This is a genomic window from Streptomyces bottropensis ATCC 25435 (genome assembly GCF_000383595.1).
Taxonomy (GTDB): Bacteria; Actinomycetota; Actinomycetes; order Streptomycetales; family Streptomycetaceae; genus Streptomyces; species Streptomyces bottropensis.
The window spans coordinates 329,275-344,591 of record NZ_KB911581.1 but is presented as its reverse complement, the minus strand read 5'-3'; the positions used below and the strand labels follow the sequence as shown (position 1 = coordinate 344,591).

Annotated in this window: 17 protein-coding genes and 2 pseudogenes; 6 read left to right on the top strand and 13 right to left on the bottom strand. The window is 69.1% G+C overall.

The window, feature by feature from the left end:
• Window positions 1–203: 203 nt before the first annotated feature.
• Window positions 204–1,643 carry a non-reducing end alpha-L-arabinofuranosidase family hydrolase gene (locus tag STRBO_RS0101550; RefSeq protein ID WP_020113669.1) on the top strand — a complete coding sequence of 480 codons (1,440 nt, stop codon included), beginning with the start codon at window positions 204–206 and terminating at the stop codon, window positions 1,641–1,643.
• A gap of 269 nt (window positions 1,644–1,912) precedes the next feature.
• On the opposite strand, the gene STRBO_RS43630 is transcribed toward STRBO_RS0101550, so the two are convergent.
• From STRBO_RS43630 to STRBO_RS0101520, 6 genes are all read right to left on the bottom strand, one after another.
• On the bottom strand, window positions 1,913–2,053 hold the full coding sequence (locus tag STRBO_RS43630) for a hypothetical protein (protein ID WP_005483521.1): 141 nt from the start codon (window positions 2,051–2,053) through the stop codon (window positions 1,913–1,915).
• A 21-nt stretch (window positions 2,054–2,074) separates the two neighbouring features.
• Window positions 2,075–2,278: a hypothetical protein gene (locus tag STRBO_RS0101540; RefSeq protein WP_005483519.1), complete on the bottom strand. Its 204-nt coding sequence runs from the start codon at window positions 2,276–2,278 to the stop codon at window positions 2,075–2,077.
• Between the two features lie 212 nt (window positions 2,279–2,490).
• Entirely contained in the window at window positions 2,491–3,258 is a 768-nt protein-coding gene (locus tag STRBO_RS0101535) for an SDR family NAD(P)-dependent oxidoreductase (RefSeq protein WP_005483517.1), read from the bottom strand.
• Window positions 3,255–4,445: an NAD(P)/FAD-dependent oxidoreductase gene (locus STRBO_RS0101530; protein ID WP_005483515.1), complete on the bottom strand. Its 1,191-nt coding sequence runs from the start codon at window positions 4,443–4,445 to the stop codon at window positions 3,255–3,257. Before STRBO_RS0101530 ends, STRBO_RS0101535 begins: the two co-directional genes overlap by 4 nt.
• Window positions 4,442–4,639 (bottom strand): ferredoxin, encoded by a 198-nt coding sequence (locus STRBO_RS0101525; RefSeq protein ID WP_005483513.1) that lies wholly within the window; start codon window positions 4,637–4,639, stop codon window positions 4,442–4,444. Before STRBO_RS0101525 ends, STRBO_RS0101530 begins: the two co-directional genes overlap by 4 nt.
• A 43-nt stretch (window positions 4,640–4,682) precedes the next feature.
• Entirely contained in the window at window positions 4,683–5,888 is a 1,206-nt protein-coding gene (locus tag STRBO_RS0101520; protein ID WP_005483511.1) for a cytochrome P450, read from the bottom strand.
• Window positions 5,889–6,057: 169 nt separating this feature from the next.
• Here STRBO_RS0101520 and STRBO_RS0101515 point away from each other — a divergent pair, with 169 nt between their 5' ends.
• Window positions 6,058–6,711 carry a TetR/AcrR family transcriptional regulator gene (locus tag STRBO_RS0101515; RefSeq protein ID WP_005483510.1) on the top strand — a complete coding sequence of 218 codons (654 nt, stop codon included), beginning with the start codon at window positions 6,058–6,060 and terminating at the stop codon, window positions 6,709–6,711.
• Window positions 6,712–6,774: 63 nt separating this feature from the next.
• A pseudogene (locus tag STRBO_RS41165) lies at window positions 6,775–6,933 on the top strand (FMN reductase); the annotation flags it as partial.
• A gap of 784 nt (window positions 6,934–7,717) precedes the next feature.
• Here STRBO_RS41165 and STRBO_RS44310 read toward each other — a convergent pair.
• From STRBO_RS44310 to STRBO_RS0101495, 3 genes are all read right to left on the bottom strand, one after another.
• Window positions 7,718–8,122, bottom strand: coding sequence for a transposase (locus STRBO_RS44310; RefSeq protein ID WP_005483506.1), 405 nt, complete (start codon window positions 8,120–8,122; stop codon window positions 7,718–7,720).
• A gap of 185 nt (window positions 8,123–8,307) precedes the next feature.
• Complete coding sequence (locus STRBO_RS39810) at window positions 8,308–9,378, bottom strand: ParA family protein (protein WP_020113667.1); 1,071 nt, start codon at window positions 9,376–9,378, stop codon at window positions 8,308–8,310.
• A gap of 412 nt (window positions 9,379–9,790) precedes the next feature.
• Entirely contained in the window at window positions 9,791–9,976 is a 186-nt protein-coding gene (locus STRBO_RS0101495) for a PIN domain-containing protein (RefSeq protein WP_005483504.1), read from the bottom strand.
• Between the two features lie 79 nt (window positions 9,977–10,055).
• Here STRBO_RS0101495 and STRBO_RS0101490 point away from each other — a divergent pair, with 79 nt between their 5' ends.
• On the top strand, window positions 10,056–10,343 hold the full coding sequence (locus STRBO_RS0101490; protein WP_020113666.1) for a lantibiotic dehydratase: 288 nt from the start codon (window positions 10,056–10,058) through the stop codon (window positions 10,341–10,343).
• Between the two features lie 114 nt (window positions 10,344–10,457).
• Here the strand turns inward: STRBO_RS0101490 and STRBO_RS44305 are convergent, their stop codons facing one another.
• The gene (locus STRBO_RS44305) at window positions 10,458–10,853 is read right to left on the bottom strand and encodes a hypothetical protein (protein ID WP_020113664.1); all 396 of its coding nucleotides are present in this window, start codon (window positions 10,851–10,853) and stop codon (window positions 10,458–10,460) included.
• Between the two features lie 674 nt (window positions 10,854–11,527).
• On the opposite strand from STRBO_RS44305, the gene STRBO_RS0101475 reads away from it, so the two are divergent.
• Together STRBO_RS0101475 and STRBO_RS0101470 are read left to right on the top strand one after the other, a co-directional pair.
• The gene (locus tag STRBO_RS0101475) at window positions 11,528–11,743 is read left to right on the top strand and encodes a type II toxin-antitoxin system VapB family antitoxin (RefSeq protein ID WP_020113663.1); all 216 of its coding nucleotides are present in this window, start codon (window positions 11,528–11,530) and stop codon (window positions 11,741–11,743) included.
• Window positions 11,740–12,162 carry a PIN domain nuclease gene (locus tag STRBO_RS0101470; protein WP_005483500.1) on the top strand — a complete coding sequence of 141 codons (423 nt, stop codon included), beginning with the start codon at window positions 11,740–11,742 and terminating at the stop codon, window positions 12,160–12,162. The genes STRBO_RS0101475 and STRBO_RS0101470 overlap by 4 nt, the downstream gene beginning before the upstream one ends.
• Window positions 12,163–12,491: 329 nt before the next feature.
• Here STRBO_RS0101470 and STRBO_RS0101465 read toward each other — a convergent pair whose 3' ends face one another.
• The 3 genes and pseudogenes from STRBO_RS0101465 to STRBO_RS0101455 all read right to left on the bottom strand — a co-directional run bounded on the left by STRBO_RS0101465 (window position 12,492) and on the right by STRBO_RS0101455 (window position 15,300).
• Window positions 12,492–13,406 (bottom strand): helix-turn-helix transcriptional regulator, encoded by a 915-nt coding sequence (locus tag STRBO_RS0101465; protein WP_086016355.1) that lies wholly within the window; start codon window positions 13,404–13,406, stop codon window positions 12,492–12,494.
• Window positions 13,310–14,192: pseudogene (locus STRBO_RS0101460) on the bottom strand (glycosyl hydrolase family 65 domain-containing protein); the annotation flags it as partial. The pseudogene STRBO_RS0101460 and the gene STRBO_RS0101465, both read right to left, overlap by 97 nt.
• Before the next feature lie 115 nt (window positions 14,193–14,307).
• Window positions 14,308–15,300 carry an Acg family FMN-binding oxidoreductase gene (locus STRBO_RS0101455; protein WP_005483494.1) on the bottom strand — a complete coding sequence of 331 codons (993 nt, stop codon included), beginning with the start codon at window positions 15,298–15,300 and terminating at the stop codon, window positions 14,308–14,310.
• Window positions 15,301–15,317: the final 17 nt, after the last annotated feature.

Genomic DNA, 15,317 nt, shown 5'->3' with positions numbered 1-15,317 from the left:
GCCTGGTTTCAGCCTGCGAACGTTTCTTCCCGCGAATTGCGCGAGAGGTATTGACGCTGATCACCGGAACCCTATTATCCAGTTTTGCTCGACACTTCGACCCTTGTTCGATATATCGGGCAACGAGGGTCACACCACACCGCCCCCGGACAGCCCCTGACGGGCCAAGCCGGAGTCGCTTGCTCAAGGATGACGAGGTCCTTATGCACAGACGTAGTTTCAGTCTCAGACGCCCGTCCGCGGTGCTCGCCGCGGTGGTTGCGGCCCTGGCCGCGTTGGCGGCGCTGCTCGTCGCCAGCCCGGCCCAAGCGGCCACCACCAGCGACGTGCGCAGTGTTGATTCCGGCCGCTGTCTCGATGTGGCTGGCGTCAGCCAGACCGACGGCGCGAACGTGCACATCTGGGACTGCCACGGCGGAACCAACCAGCAGTGGACGTTGACGGACAGCAACCAGCTGACCGTGTACGGCAACAAGTGCCTGGATGTCCGGGGCGGCGCCACCACGGCCGGGACCCCGGTGCAGATCTGGACGTGCACCGGCAGTGACAACCAGCAGTGGCGGGTGAACTCCGACGGCACGATCGTCGGCGTGCGGTCCGGGCTGTGCCTGGACGTCTCGGCCTGGGGCAAGGCCAACGGCACGGGGGTGCAGATCTGGTCGTGCACCGGCGGCGCCAACCAGAAGTGGACCGGCCTGTCCGGGACGGGCAACGCGTGTGCTCTTCCGTCGACCTACCGCTGGACATCGACCGGCCCGCTGGCGCAGCCGAAGGCGGGGTGGGCCTCGCTCAAGGACTTCACCAGCGTCGTCCACAACGGCAAGCACGTCGTCTATGCCACGACGCACAACACCTCCGCCGGTGACGACGGGCGCTGGGGATTGATGGCCTTCAGCCCCTTCACGAACTGGTCCGACATGGCCACCGCCACCCAGAACACGATTCCTTTCGGCGGCATCGCGCCGACGCTGTTCTACTTCGCCCCGAAGAACCTCTGGGTGCTCGCCTACAACGGGGCTTGGCCGTACAGCTTCGGCTACCGCACCTCGAGCGACCCCACCAACCCCAACGGCTGGTCCGAGCAGCAGGAGCTGTTCACGGGCACCCTCCCGAAGGGTGGCCCCCTCGACGTGACCCTCATCGGCGACGACACGAACATGTACATGTTCTTCGCTGACGACGAGGGCGGCATCTACCGCGCCAGCATGCCCATCGGCAACTTCCCGGGCACCTTCGGTTCGTTCACGAAGATCATGAGCGACTCGGCGCTCAACCTGTTCGAGGCGGTCGAGGTCTACAAGGTTCAGGGCCAGAACCAGTACCTCATGATCGTCGAGGCCCAGAATTACACAGGGTATGGTCGCTACTTCCGCTCGTTCACGGCCACCAGTCTCGGCGGCACGTGGACACCGCAGCCGCAGGCCGACACCGTGACCAGCCCCTTCGCCGGCAAGGCCAACAGCGGCGCGACCTGGACCAACGACATCAGCCACGGCGATCTGGTTCGCACCAACCCCGACCAGACCAAGACCATCGACCCCTGCAACCTGCAGTTCCTCTACCAGGGGCACGACCCCAACATCGACGGCCTGGACTACGGCCTCATCCCTTACCGGCCGGGCGTACTGACACTGCAGCGCTAGCCGGTGGCGTGACGCAGCTCCTGGTGTTCCTGACGTTCGCGGGCAACGACGTACGCCGAACCGGGTGAGCGTCACAGCGAGCGATCAGGAACGGGTGGAGTGGGAGCGGCGGGCTCGGTGCAAGGCCGAGCCCGCCCGTTCACGTGGAGAACCCGGATGGTGGCGGCCTCATCCTGGTCGACCACGAGACGCGGAACGTGTCAAACCCGGTGAGTCGGTCGGTTCTCAGGGTTCGTCGAGTGAGCCGGGGTCGCCGGCGACCGAGGTGATTACTGGGCGGCGGCGTGGTCGTCCGGCTGGTTGATCCACACGTTGGTGGGAACGATCGGCGGGGCGGGTGGCTTGTTGACGAACCGTCCAGGGGTGCGCTGGTAGACGGCGGTCAGGACGTCGGCGCGGACGGCGACCATCCGGACGACGGTGCAGCGGCTCTAGATGTCGATGATCGAGTACAGGTGGCAGAAGACCCGTTCGCCCGGTCCGCGCAGCCGCGTTACGTCCCGGGACCGGATCTCGTCCGGGCGGGTGGCCGGCAGTTCCGGTTTGGCGTGCGCTGGGTGGACGGCGTGGCGGCGACGCTCACGGACCTCGTCGTGCTCGCGCAGGATGCGGTACATGGTGGACACGCCGGCCACGTGCAGACGCTCCGCCGGGACATCGGCCCCGTCGGCTCGTGAGGGCCGCGCACACGGCCGGACCGTGCCCGCAGCGAGACGTGCACTCCGTCCTGTGCCGCGTCCGCGCCCGCACGACGATCCGCTCGCCCCTTGGGAAGCGGTCTCACAGGGCATGGGCATGCGGTGGCCGGCCCCCGATGCGCGGGCCGGGCACCGCATGGGTGGCTGGGTCAGACGGCGGACCAGCCGTTGTCGACGGGGAGTACGGTGCCGCTGATGTTGCTCGCCGCGTCCGAGGCGAGGAACACGATGGCCGCGGCGACTTCCTCCGCCGCGGCCAAGCGGCCCACGTTCTCCCGGTAGCGGCCCACGATCGAGGCGCCGTCGCCATCGAACGTGACGGTGTCGGTGATGTGGGTCCGGGTGCCGCCGGGGGCGATGGCGTTGACGCGGATGCCGCGGTCCCGGTACATGACCGCGGTCGACTTCGTCAGGCCGATGATCCCGTGCTTGGAGACGGTGTACGCGGTGCCGGCGGCGCTGCCGCGCAGAGCCGCCTCCGAGGCCGTGTTGACGATGGCGCCGTTGCCGCGGGCCAGCATGTGGGGCAGGGCGGCGCGGGTGAGCAGGAACGGAGCGGTGAGGTTGATCCGTATGACTCGCTCCCATTCCGCGTCGCTCACGTCGGCGGTGGCGGTCATGGTGTCCATGATTCCGGCGTTGTTGACGAGCACGCCGAGGTCGCCGAAGGACTCGACGGCGGTGGTGATGACCTCGTCGACCGTGCCCTGGTCGCTGAGGTCGCCGACGACCGTGCGGGCGGTGCCGCCGTTCGCCTCTATCTCCTTGGCGACGGCCTCGGCGCCGACGGGATTGATGTCCGCGACAAGAACTTGGGCCCCCAGGCTCGCGAACCGCAGCGCGGAAGTGCGTCCGATGCCGGACCCGGCGCCGGTGACGACGACGCCCCGTCCCTCGAAGTCGGTGGTGTCACTCATGCTGCCGCTCCTTCCAGGAGGGATGTCGCCTGGCGCCAGGGGGTGCTAGCGGCGATGGCCTGCTGCCAGGGGCGGGTGGTCTTGGGCGGCACGCCGACTGCCAGGACGCCGGTGAGACGGTCGCCGGTGCGGTAGGCGGCGGTGAACTTGCGTTCTTCCAGGCTGCCTTCGGCGATCCGCATCTCGTCGTGGCCGCGCAGGTAGCCGTAGGCGCGGATCTTCATGTCGTACTGGTCGGACCAGAAGTAGGGGACGGGCGCGAAGGGCCGCTGGGCGCCCAGGAGGTTGCGGGCGGCGGCCATGCCCTGTTCGGCGGCGTTCGTACGGTGCTCGATGCGCATCGACGTGCCGAAGAGCGGGTTGTGCCAGCGGGCCACGTCGCCCGCGCCGTACACGCCGGGTGCGGCGGCGGAGAACTCGTCGCAGACCAGCCCGTCGTCGAGGGTGAGGCCGCTGCCGGTCAGCCACTCGGTGTTGGGCCGGGAACCGACGGCCACCAACACCGTGTCGGCCTCGACCACGCTGCCGTCGTCGAGGCGTACGCCGCCGGGGACGACCTCGCTGACCCCGGTCCCGGTGCGCAGGTCCACGCCGTGATGGAGGTGGGCCTGGGCGAGCATGCGGCCGACGTCCTCGCCGACCGCATGAGCCAGCGGGACGGGAGCGGGTTCCAGGAGGGTCACCTGGGTGCCCAGGTCGGCCGCCACCGACGCGGCCTCGGCGCCGAGGAATCCGGCGCCGACCACGGCCAGTGTGCGGCCGGGGCCGAGGCGGTCCTTCAGGGCGACGGCGTCGTCCAGGGTGCGCAGGACGTGGGCCGGTGGGCCGGGCAGGCGCCGGGGGCGGACTCCGGTGGCCACGATCAGTCCGTCGTACGGCACCTCCGTACCGTCGGCCAGCAGCACGGTACCCTCTGCGACATTCAGGCCGATGGCCTCGCGGCCGTAGCGGGTGTCCAGGTCAAGGGCGTCGAGGTTGGCCTGGGTGCGCAGGGGCAGTCGGTCGGGGGGCCAGGCGCCGGAGAGGATCTCCTTCGACAGGGGCGGGCGGTCGTAGGGGGCGGTGGGTTCGTCGCCGATGAGGGTGATCGTGCCGGTGTGGCCCTCCCGGCGGAGGGTTTCGGCGGCGGCGAGGCCGGCCGCGGAGGCGCCGACGATGACCACGCGGCTGGTCGTGGTCGCGCTCACGACTCCCCCAGGCGGATGGCGGCCGCGGGGCAGACGGTGGCGGATTCGCGGACGGCGTCGTGGAGTTCGGCCGGCGGGTTGTCGTCGAGGAGGACGACCATGCCGTCCTCGTCGCGCTGGTCGAAGACGTCGGGGGCGAGCAGTACGCACTGGCCCGAGGCGACGCACTTGGGGACGTCGACTTCTACATGCATGACGTTTCTTCCCTGCTCTCGGTGGGGGATCGGGTGGTTGCGGTCACCAGGTGACGGGCAGTTCGCGGACGCCGTAGACGGCGGTGGCCTGCTTGAAGGCGATCTCCTCCATCGGTACGGCGATCTTCAGGTCGGGAAGCCGGCGGAAGACTTCGGGCAGGACGATCTGGAGTTCGGCGCGGGCCAGCGGCTGGCCCAGGCACTGGTGGATGCCGTAGCCGAAGGCCAGGTGCCGGCGGACGTTGGCACGCTCCAGGTCGAGGTCGTCGGGGTTCGTGAAGAACTCCGGGTCGCGGTTGGCGACGTGGACGGGAATGATCACGCCCTCGCCCGCGTGGATGGTCACACCGCCGATGGTGACGTCGTCGATGGCGGTGCGGCGCAGTCCGCCGTGCACGATGGACAGGTAGCGCAGGAGTTCCTCCACCGCGCTCGCGACCTGGTCCGGTCCGCCGAGGAGGTGCGGGATCTGGTCGGGGTGGTCGAGGAGGGTGATGGTGCTCAGCGCGATCATGTTCGCCGTCGTCTCATGCCCGGCGAACAGCAGGAAGGCGCTCAGGTCGGCGGCGTCCTGGTCGGTGATGACGCCCTCGTCCACCTGTGCGGCGAGCCGGGTGACCACGTCGTCGCCGGGGGTGGCGCGCTTGGTCTGCACGAGGCGCAGCAGATACTCGCCGAGGTTGGCGAACGCCCGGGCGGCCTCCTCTCCCGTGGCGTTCAGGTCTACGAGGGTCTTCGACTGCTCCTGGAAGAACGGGTGTTCCTCGTAGGGGACGCCGAGCAGTTCGCAGATGACCAGGGAGGGAAGCGGCAGCGCGAAGTGCTCCACGAAGTCGGCGGGGCCGCTCAGCTCACTCAGGTCGGTGAGGAGTTCGTCGGTCAGGCGGGCGATGGCCGGGCGCAGCGCGTCGATGCGCTTGATCATGAACTCGCGGGTCAGGGTGCGCCGCATCGCCGCGTGGATGGGGTCGTCGTAGTTCTGGAAGAAGCCGCGCGGGGCCGGCTGCTCATCTTCCTTGAAGCTGGGTGCACCGGGGTGCGTCGGGTCGCTGCTGAACGCCGGGCTGCCCAGTACCGCCCGGGCGTCCTCCCAGCGGGTCACCAGCCACGGAGTGAGGCGCCCCTCCCACAGGGAGACACGCGTGACGGGCTGTTCCTCACGCAGCCGCTCATACAGCGGAGGGGGGTCCAGGGGAGCGTCCTGCGGGCGGGTGAGCGTGAACGCGGGGACGTTCGGAGACGAGGCCATGACTGTGCCTTTCCAGCATCGGTTAACGCTGTTAGTCGAAGCATTGTTAGACTAACAGCGTTAATCGAGGAATCGTCAAGCCCCGACGTCGGACCTGACGAAGCGCCGACCGTTGAAGGCGGAGTGCGCCGAGGGTCGGTAGGCTGCTGCGGGTAGCGAGGAGGAGGCCATGAAGTCGCAGGTCAAGCGGGTGCCCAATGTGCGGGGCGAGGGCGAGCGGCTGCGGCAGGAGATCCTCGACGCGGCGACCCGCATCCTGGAGGAGACGGGGCGCGAGGACGCACTCTCCCTGCGCGGAGTCGCCCGCGAGGTCGGCATCTCCGCGCCCAGCGTCTACCGGCACTTCAAGGACAAGGGCGACCTGGTCTCCACCGTCCTCGACGCCACCTACCGCGCACTGGCCGTCGCGATGAGGGAGGCCGGCGAGTCGGCCGCCGCCGCAGGCGCGGACCCGTGGGCGCGCGTGCGGGCCACCGTCACGGCCTACCGCAGGTTCGCCATCGACAAGCCCCGCCGCTACCGACTGATGTTCAGCCTGGAATACGAGCCCGAGCGCCGCCCCTCCGCCGACCATCCCATCGGCACCGTGCTCCAGACGTGGACCGATACCGCCGACGCCTACCTCATCGAAGCGGCCCCCGGCCGTCGGGCGGAGGCGCAGGACTTGGGCATCCACCTGTGGACCGCCCTGCACGGCCAGCTCGTCCTGTGGCGCACCCTGCCGAGCCCCGTCGCCGGCAGCGAAGACGTCCTGATCGAGCTGGAGGAGTCCCTGCTGCGACGCCTGCTCCCGACACCGGAGACTCCGAGCCCTACTGAGTGACAGGCCAGGAACACTCCCTGCTCCCGGAAGACACGCGGGAGCGCCCGATCACTCGTTGAGCGCGGCCAATTCGGCGGCGTCTGGGCGCAGAACGCGACCCGCAAGGCCGCGGGCATCGTCGGCGCCAGGGTGCTGGAGGACGCCAAGCCGTCCATCGCCGGTTCCGTGGTCCGTTTCGCCGAGACGCACCCCCACGGCGAGGCCGCGTCCGTCGCCGCCTGATCGATGTGCGCATGATGGAGGGCCGATCCCTAGAAACCGCCCATGGGCTCCGGCCCTTCTTCCGGTTCCCGGCCTCAGCCCGGCTCGCTCTTTCCCGTGACTGAGCTGTGTGCGAGAACGTGCTGCTGTTCGAACATGTCCCGTCCGCCGAACAGAGCCGCTACCGGTGCACCGGCTGCGGGCACGGCTGAGACCGGTACTCGGCGGGACATTGGAAGCAACAGCTCGCAATAGGCGAGAGAACCGGAGGCCGGCACACATACGCATCCGCAACCACGGCGGTCCTGGGTTCGAGACACCGGAACGCGGAATCCTCCCGAGGCCCGTGGCCCCAACCCGAGACCACTCTCTCGGGAGTCGTGCCCACAGCGTGCCCGTAAGGACGGAAAATCACGGTCAACAGCGGTGCGATCTAACCCACACGACCACCCCAAGAATCAGGTAACTGCGCTGGTCAGAGCCATAGAACCCACCCAAGCGCCGTCGCTTCCCAAGCTGAGAGCGCGAGTTCGATTCTCGTCACCCGCTCCAGAATGAAACCCCAGGTCAGCGGCCTGGGGTTTGTTTGTTGTCTAGACCAATTCGGGGGTTGCGTGCCCTCCGCGTGCCCTAAGGGGTCACGCACCCCTTTACCGGACCCTCGGGCGTCACTTTGCCCCTCCAGCCCACGACCGCCTCACATAACGAGGCGCATTTCATGTGACCCGCAGCACAGGTCGAGCAAATGGCGACCAAGTCGCTTACGCAGAGGGACACTTGCGCGGCGCTGGTATGGCCGGGCGGTTCACCATGCCCGGTATGACCACCAGGTACGACGGTTCCCGAAGACGCCGAACGACGGCGCGCTGTGGTCGCCCCACGCAGAAGGGGACGCCGTGCAAGCTCCCGCGGGAGATCGGCAAGGGCTGCCGGCACCACGCCACCCGAGGGAACCTGTCGTCAAGGCGTTGCAGCAGTTCGCGGGCGTCGTTGCCCACCTGCTCCAGGCCTGGGGGGAGTCGGTGCGCTGCGTGACGCGCCCCTTGAGCAGGCCGGCCCGTCGGATCCGGGTGAGTGCGAGGCCCAGCAGCCGGTCGGCGCGGTCGCCTTCGGCGAGTCGGTCGCGGAAGGCGGACAGGACGCTGTGGTGGAAGCCGGGATCGTCCAGGTCCAGTCCGAGTGCGTAGGTGAAGTCGATTCGGCAGCCCACCGCCTCGGCGGCCTGGCGGTCCGGAGAGGTTCATCGCGTACTGCAGCGCGCAGACGGTGGCGAGCTGGGCGGGTGAGAGCTCAGGGCGGCCGTCACGCGGGTACCAGGCGGTGAAGTCCTCGTCACTCCAGAGGCCGTCGAGGCGGTCACGGATCCACGTCGCGGTGGTGCCCTTGGGGTTGGCATTACTCCAGGGAATCCGGGCAGTAGTCGCACCCACACTCGTTGAGATACGGGACCGTCCACATGCGCCTCGTCACCTCCCGGTAGTCCACGGAGGCCACCGAGTCGGGCAGGAGGATCGGCAGGGGAACTGCGTCCTCGTAGATCTTCTCGGCGTCTGCCGAGTACCGGATGCAGGGCAGCATCACGGAGCTGTACATCGCCTCTGCCGCGGCCGTGCCGCGGCGGGCTGCCACCTGCTCGGGCCAGGTCAGCGGCTGCGTGCCGGTGAGGATCAAGTGCTTGAGTGTCGGCCGGCCGGGGACGGACCGGCTGCCGCGCTCCTTGTCGCGGACTCGCTCCAGTTCGTCCGTGAGCCGCTTGACCAGCTTGACGGCCTTGGGGTCGGCCTTGATCGACGGAATGACGGAGTCCTCTTCGTCCAGCATGCGCAGCACGGAGTAGGGCATCTTGCCGTAGCTCGCCGGGAAGTCCAGGTAGAAGACCGAGTCGATGCCTTCGTAGGAGTGCAGGATCTCGGCGAACCAGTCGTTGCGGTCCGCGTCCTCTGCGATGGCCAGGTCCGCGCCGGCCATGGCGGGGCTGCCGGGCACGACGCGCAGGTTCTCGATGGGCTCGAAGTCCTCTTCGGGGTCGTCGCCGTCGCCGATGCGGTAGCGGGCGGGCAGCGCGACCTCGTCCAGGGTGGCCCTGCCGTGGAGCAGGTCGATCGCGGTCTTCTTGCCCTTGAGGGCGGTCTCGTCGTAGCCGAGGACGGTGGTCGCCGACATGTTGCTGTCGAGGTCGAAGACGACGCCTGGGAAGCCGTCCAGGGCGGCAATGACGGCCATGGACGTGGCGCTGGTGGTCTTGGTGGACCCGCCGCCTTCGATGATGTACGCCCAGATGAGGGGCCAGTTCCGGCCCTTGGGGCGGAAGGCGGAGTCGACGGTGTGGAGCCACCACATAGACGCCAGCTCCAGCTCCAGGGTGTCCCCGCTGATGTCCGTGTCGGTGTACGGGACCTCTTCGGGAGCCACTTCGGGCTTGGACTCGGCGCTTTCACGCTTGGGCCGCGGGAGCTCGCCTGCCATGAGATCTCCAGGACTGCGGTGGGCACGGGGGGCGAGACTAGCGTTTAAGGACCCTTCACCGCCCAGATTTTGCGCTGGATACGGCGGGAGGTGGCTCGCTCCTGGATGGCGGGGTGGATCGACAACGCCGCGTTGACGCTTCGGTGTTGGCCCGGGTGTCGCGCGTTTCCACTGGAAACGCAAAAAGGGCGCTGGCCTCCAAAGCGATGGAGGCCAGGGCCCTCGTCTGCGCGTGCTCAGCCGCGTCAGGCTGACCAGGTGGCGGGGGTGCCCGCGTCGGGGTTGGGGATGTCGGCGGCGAAGCGACGGTGTCTTTCCGGACTCGTGCCCCTGCCGGCTTCCGCGTTCTCCCTGATTGCCTCGATCGACTCAATCGCCGCCTTCGGCTGACGTCGGCGGGGGAGGAAACGCGTCAGGCAATGTCGCGGACATGGTGCTCGGTCAGGTCGGATGCGTGCCGGGCGCTGTACAGGAACTCGGCTCGCTGCACGTAACAGGATGCGATGCCCCCCGCGTCGATCGCTTCGTACCAGGCCGTCTGAAGTTTTGGGTCCCGGAGCAGCCGGACCAGGCCGGACGTGTCGAGCAAGTAGATCACCGGTTGCGCTTCTCCGCCTGGTGCAGACGCTCTGCGTCCTCGACAGCACCCCACTCGCGGCACCGTACTGAAGCGGCCGGTGTTGGCCACGACCCGCCGCGACGAACACATCCTCGCCCTCGCCCAGTCGGCGGCCCTCAACGCTCGGCGCGAAGTCGTCCTCACCGAGGAGGACATCGAGGCCATGTCACTCGGGGAACCCACGCAAGTACCCGCGCACGTCGAACTGTGCTTCACCGTGCTGTCCCCCTCACTGAAGGACCTGGAGCACGGCCGGTTCGAACTGGTCACCGCCGGCCTGTCCCTCGCGGCCGGCACCACCACGGGCCGTTTCCTGACGATGCTGGACCAGTCCTCACGGTCATAGCTCCGCAGCACGGTCACAGCTCCCTCGCGTACGTGTCCTGGTACGCCGCCCTCCCCCCGAACACGTTCAGGCTCACGTGCCCGTTCGTGTACGTCGTGTCCGTGACGTCGATGATCAGGGTGCCGTCGAGGAACACCCTTCGGAGGAGGCGCGCCAGAGGAGGGAGAGGGCGCCTCCGGTGGCGGGGTGGGGGCCGCCCAGGCGTACCAGGGTGGTGAGGTCCGGGTCCCGCACCGTGCGGGTTGTTATCGCGTTGGAGTCCTTGCCGAAGCTTCCGGCGCGGCCCGCGCTGTTCGTCGACCAGTGGCCGGCGGGGGTGATCGTCAGCCTGCCGAGGTCCGAGCGGAAGTCGCCGCCGGTCGGGGCGGTCGGGAGTGGCTTCACCTTGTCCGCCAGGCGGTAGGCGCTGTCCAGGTGGTGCACCTTTAGCGACTCGATGCGGGCGGTGCCGCCCTCGGCGTAGAAGGACATGCCGTCGGCGTCGGGGGTGGGGAGGATCAGGCTGGTCACCGCCGCCAGGCCGTCCGCGCCGAACGCCTCGACCGACGAAAAAAGGTGCCGTTCCAGTCGCCGGTGAAGTACTGGGCGGCCGAGCCGTCCGTGGCGCGTACGGCCCCGTGCCCAGGGTGAGCGCCCACTTCACCATGTCCTCGTCGCCGTAGCCGAAGGAGCTGCCCTGGGTCCAGGTGAGGAGGTCGGTGGAGGCGAGGAAGCGGATGTGATCACCGCCGGAGACCACCATCAGCCACTGGTCGTGGGCCTCGTCGCGGATCACCTTCGGGTCGCGGAAGGTCCAGCCCGCGTCGGGGCCTCCGGGATTCCGCACAGCCGGGGCCGAACCGCCGTGCAGCTGACCGGGGGCGGAGGCGAGGCGGGTCCCGGAGGAGCGGTCCAGGAGGACGACCCTGTCGCGGCCTGCCTTCAGGCGGGCCTCGTAGCGGCCGGTGGCGAGATCGGCGGCGACGGTGTTCTCGAAGGAGACCACGCCGGACACCCGCCGCGACCGCGAGCCGGCCGGTCGTGTGGGCCGAGTCCCGGGCGGTGATGACCGGCGCGTACCCGTCCGGTGAGAGGAAGTCGGTCTGCCAGTGCTCGCGCAGTTCGTCGCCGTCGGCTTCGAGGCGCGCTGTGCATGGATTCAGATATAATCGATGGCACTGTTGATATCCATGGAGGTGTTGTCGATGAGCCGAACCGTGATCGACCTCGACGATCAGCTGGTCGCGGACGTGGCCAAGGCCCTGGGTACCAGCACCAAGAAGGAGACGGTGAACACCGCGCTGCGCGAGGTGCTGGAGAACCGGCGGCGGGCCCTGGCGCTCACCCGTCTGCGGGCGTCGGCCGAAGAGGGCGCCTTCGACCTCGATCTCTTCGAGGACAAGGGGAACTACCGCCGGTGAACGCCGCGCAATACCTGATCGACACGAGCGCGCTCGCCCGCCTGCTGCGCGGCGACGCCGAGCAGTACGGATGGGACCAGGCGGCAGCCGCCGGACTCATCGCCACCTGCCCCGTCACCGAGCTGGAGTTCTTCTACAGCGCCCGTTCCGCCGCAGACCGTGCACAAGGCATCGAAAACATGCGCCTGCTCTTCGGCTGGGTACCAGTCGACGATCGCGCCTACGACCGTGCCTGGCGGGTCCAGGAGGTCCTCACCCAGCGCGGACAGCACCGTAGCGCCGGGGCCGTCGACCTCGTTGTGGCCGCCACGGCCGAGTTGCAGGGACTGACGCTGCTCCATCGCGACCGGGACTTCGAGTGCATCGCCGCAGTCACCGGCCAGGCGCTCCAGTGGTACGGCCCCGAAGCCGGCAAATGAACGCCTTCGCCCAAGCCCTGTGCACGCGCGAAGGAGTATCCCAACCTGACGTCCGACCGAGCCCAACCCGACACCGGTGCCGTCCGCGCATACGCTCTGCCCATCGGCTCCTCGCGCTCCGTGCCCATAGCGTGCCCGTACGAGCGGAGAATCACGGCCAACAGCGGTGCGATCCGACCCGCACACCACCCGAGCACGAGTCATCTGTGCACGTCAGAGCCATACGGCCGCCCAAGCGCCGTCGCTTCCCAAGCTGAGAGCGCGAGTTCGATTCTCGTCACCGCTCCACGCGAAACCCCCAGGTCGATGACCCGGGGGTTCTTTGTTGTCTAGACCAGTGCGCGGGTGGTGCGGCCGGTCTGGGCCAGGGGGGTGCCCAGCAGGCCGGCGAGCAGTCGGAGTCTCTCGGCGTCGGGGCTGGCGTCGGCGGCGGTGCAGACCATGAGCGTGGGGCCGGGGTTGCCCGGTATCGGGTAGGCGTCCCAGTCCAGGTTCAGTTCGCCGACTCGGGGGTGGTTGAGGCGCATCTGGCCGCGGGTCGGTTCCTCGACGTCGTGAAGGGCCCACAGCGCCGCGAACTCGTCGCTGCGGACCGTGAGTCCACCCACCAGCTCGACCGCGCGCGGATGGCCGGGATCGGTTGCGACCTGCGTCCGCAGCATCCCGATCAGCTCTACGACGGTGGCCGCCCGGTTCGGGCACGCCCGGTCGGCCTCGGGGTGGAGGAACAGCGCCAGCAGGTTCCGCTCCCTCTGCGGCTGCCGGGTGAACTCCCCCAGCAGGGCACCACCGAGCGGGTTCCGGGCCAGCACGTCCAGGAAACGGCCGACGACCAGAGCGGGCGAGGGCATCGTACGCAGCAGTCGTAGCGTGGTGTCCGGTACCTCCTCCGGCTCGTACGAACGCGGCAGGCGGGTCGGGGTACGTGCGGCGACGGCGAGGCTGTGCAGGTGGCGGGTCTCCTCGGCGGAGAAGTTGAGGGCGCGGGCGACGGCGTCGAGGACCTGTTCGGAGGGCCGTACGTCGCGTCCCTGCTCCATGCGCTGGTAGTAGTCCGAACTCACCCCGGCCAGCAGCGCCAGCTCCTCCCGCCGCGGCCCAGCGAGGCGCCGCCTCGGTCCGGGCTCCAGGCCGACGTCCTGCGGGCTCAGCCGAGTTCGGCGGGTGCGCAGGAACTCGGCGAGTTCGCGTCGGGGATCGCGATGGTGACCGCCCGGTCGGGCAGAACCACGCGGATCGGCGATTCCTCCGAGTCGGGTTCGCCGATCCGCAGCTGCCCGCTCCGCAGCTGTACGCCGATACCCCGGTGACCGCGGTAGCACAGCGAGAATCCGTACTCGGAGAGAGCCGGAAGGGGCACGGGCTCCAGCCACAGCGCGTCCTCGCGGGTCTCCAGACCGGTCAGGCCTCGTTGGACCAGGTCAACGGTGCCGGCCATGACGCCGAGGTGGATCCCTTCGCCGGTCGTGCCGCCCTGGAGGTCTGCGATGTCCGCCTCAAGGGCCTCCTGGCAGTACTTCCACGCCTCGGCCCGTCTGACCCGTGCGAGGACCCACCCGTGGACGAGGCCGCTGAGGGTGGAGCCGTGACTGGTGCGCCGCAGGTAGTAGTCGACGGTCCTGTGCCAGAGGTCTTCGTCCAGCCCGTACCCGAGACGGTGGAAGATCCGCTGGAGCTCGACGGGCGAGAGGAGGTAGCCGAGCATGAGGACGTCGGCCTGTTTGGATGCCTGGTACCGGTTGACCGTGTCGCCCTCCGCCTCCAGGATCCGGTCGAGGCGCCGGATGCTGTCGTACCGCTCGCGGTAGGCGTCCCAGTCCAGCTCGGCGAGGTCACCGTAGCCGTCGAACTGACTGATGACACCCTGGTGGTGGGGCACCCGCAACCGCCGCGACACTCCTCCCACTTCGGGAGTTCGTCGCCCAGCTGCATGCGCTCGACCAGTTCCTGCCGACGCCTGCCGGAAGGCGCCGCAGAGGTTCCAGGGCACGGCCGAGGACCCAGGCTGCGGTGACGTTGGTGTACGTGTCCTTGCACGCCGGCAGGCCGCGTGCGGCTCGTTGACGGGTCGTCCGCGGCGCGACACGGAGAACGCCCCGGCCATGACGCCCGTGCCCCGCACTTGAGTGACGGCGCCCTGGCCCGTCACGGCCGGATGTCGAGTACGTCCGGAACCGGGCGGCGGGGTGTAAGGGGCCCCTCGGGTCCGTATCCGAGGCGCAGCACCATCTGTACGCGGCCGCTTCCCGCTACCGGGTCGCGCATGGGCCACCGCAGGTCGGTCCACTCCAGGGCCTGGGTGGCGAAGGAACTGGACAGGTTTTCCAGGGTGGCCACGAGCAGTACGCGTTCCATCGCCTGACCGGCACGCAGCCAGTCCTCCGGGCGGTCCTCGGCCGTACTGAGAAGGGCCAGTTGGGGAGACCTCTCGAACTCGGCCGCGCCACGTCCCGTCACCGGCCTGGTTCCGGCGAAGTCCCGCATCGGGGCCTTGCCGCCGCGTTTGCGCGGTCCGAAGGCGTACTCCGGGACCCCCTCAGGAGCCGTGGTCCCTGACGAGCCGTCAGTGCTGGTCCAGGCCGCCAGGTCCGCGTCGCTTTCCTCGTCCGTCCGATTGCGGGCCTCGGCCTCCTCGATCAGTTCCAGCACCTGCTGCAGATGCCATGAGGTGGGGAAGGTCAGTACGGCGCCCTCACGGTGGGCGGCGACGGTGAGCGCCGCGCGTACGGTCTGGGGGATCTCCGTCTCCTCGAACGGGAAGCGGCTGGTGTGCCTCTGGTGAATCGCCGGATACAGCGTGGCGAGGTCCTTCTCACCGCTTCCGGTGTCGGCCAGCCGCACGGCCGCGAGCAGCGCCGGGTCGGCGGGGTCGGGCAGCAGGCGGGTCGCCGGACACCAGCCTCCTTGAACGGCCGCGACCCGCAGGTTCAGCAGGGCGGCTCCGCAGCCGAGGTGGAGGCCGCGGGTGTCGGGGTCGGCGTGCGGCAGGCCACGGCCGAAGTCGGCTCGGACGTGGAAGGTGCGGCTGCCCTGGAAGTAGTCGAAGTGCCATGGCTGCGCGTTGTGCATCGACGGAGCGGCCGAGGCGTCCTGGACCAAGGCCGTCACACGTTCTTCAGATGGTGCTCCAGGAGCCATCGGAGCCTCCCTCCGTG

Excerpts from the sequence above, each read along its gene's own strand:
- STRBO_RS0101550 (WP_020113669.1), top strand. The coding sequence starts at position 204 with ATGCACAGACGTAGTTTCAGTCTCAGACGCCCGTCCGCGGTGCTCGCC.
- STRBO_RS43630 (WP_005483521.1), bottom strand. The coding sequence starts at position 2,053 with ATGGTCGCCGTCCGCGCCGACGTCCTGACCGCCGTCTACCAGCGCACC.
- STRBO_RS0101535 (WP_005483517.1), bottom strand. The coding sequence starts at position 3,258 with ATGAGTGACACCACCGACTTCGAGGGACGGGGCGTCGTCGTCACCGGC.
- STRBO_RS0101525 (WP_005483513.1), bottom strand. The coding sequence starts at position 4,639 with ATGCATGTAGAAGTCGACGTCCCCAAGTGCGTCGCCTCGGGCCAGTGC.
- STRBO_RS0101520 (WP_005483511.1), bottom strand. The coding sequence starts at position 5,888 with ATGGCCTCGTCTCCGAACGTCCCCGCGTTCACGCTCACCCGCCCGCAG.
- STRBO_RS0101515 (WP_005483510.1), top strand. The coding sequence starts at position 6,058 with ATGAAGTCGCAGGTCAAGCGGGTGCCCAATGTGCGGGGCGAGGGCGAG.
- STRBO_RS39810 (WP_020113667.1), bottom strand. The coding sequence starts at position 9,378 with ATGGCAGGCGAGCTCCCGCGGCCCAAGCGTGAAAGCGCCGAGTCCAAG.
- STRBO_RS0101475 (WP_020113663.1), top strand. The coding sequence starts at position 11,528 with ATGAGCCGAACCGTGATCGACCTCGACGATCAGCTGGTCGCGGACGTG.
- STRBO_RS0101455 (WP_005483494.1), bottom strand. The coding sequence starts at position 15,300 with ATGGCTCCTGGAGCACCATCTGAAGAACGTGTGACGGCCTTGGTCCAG.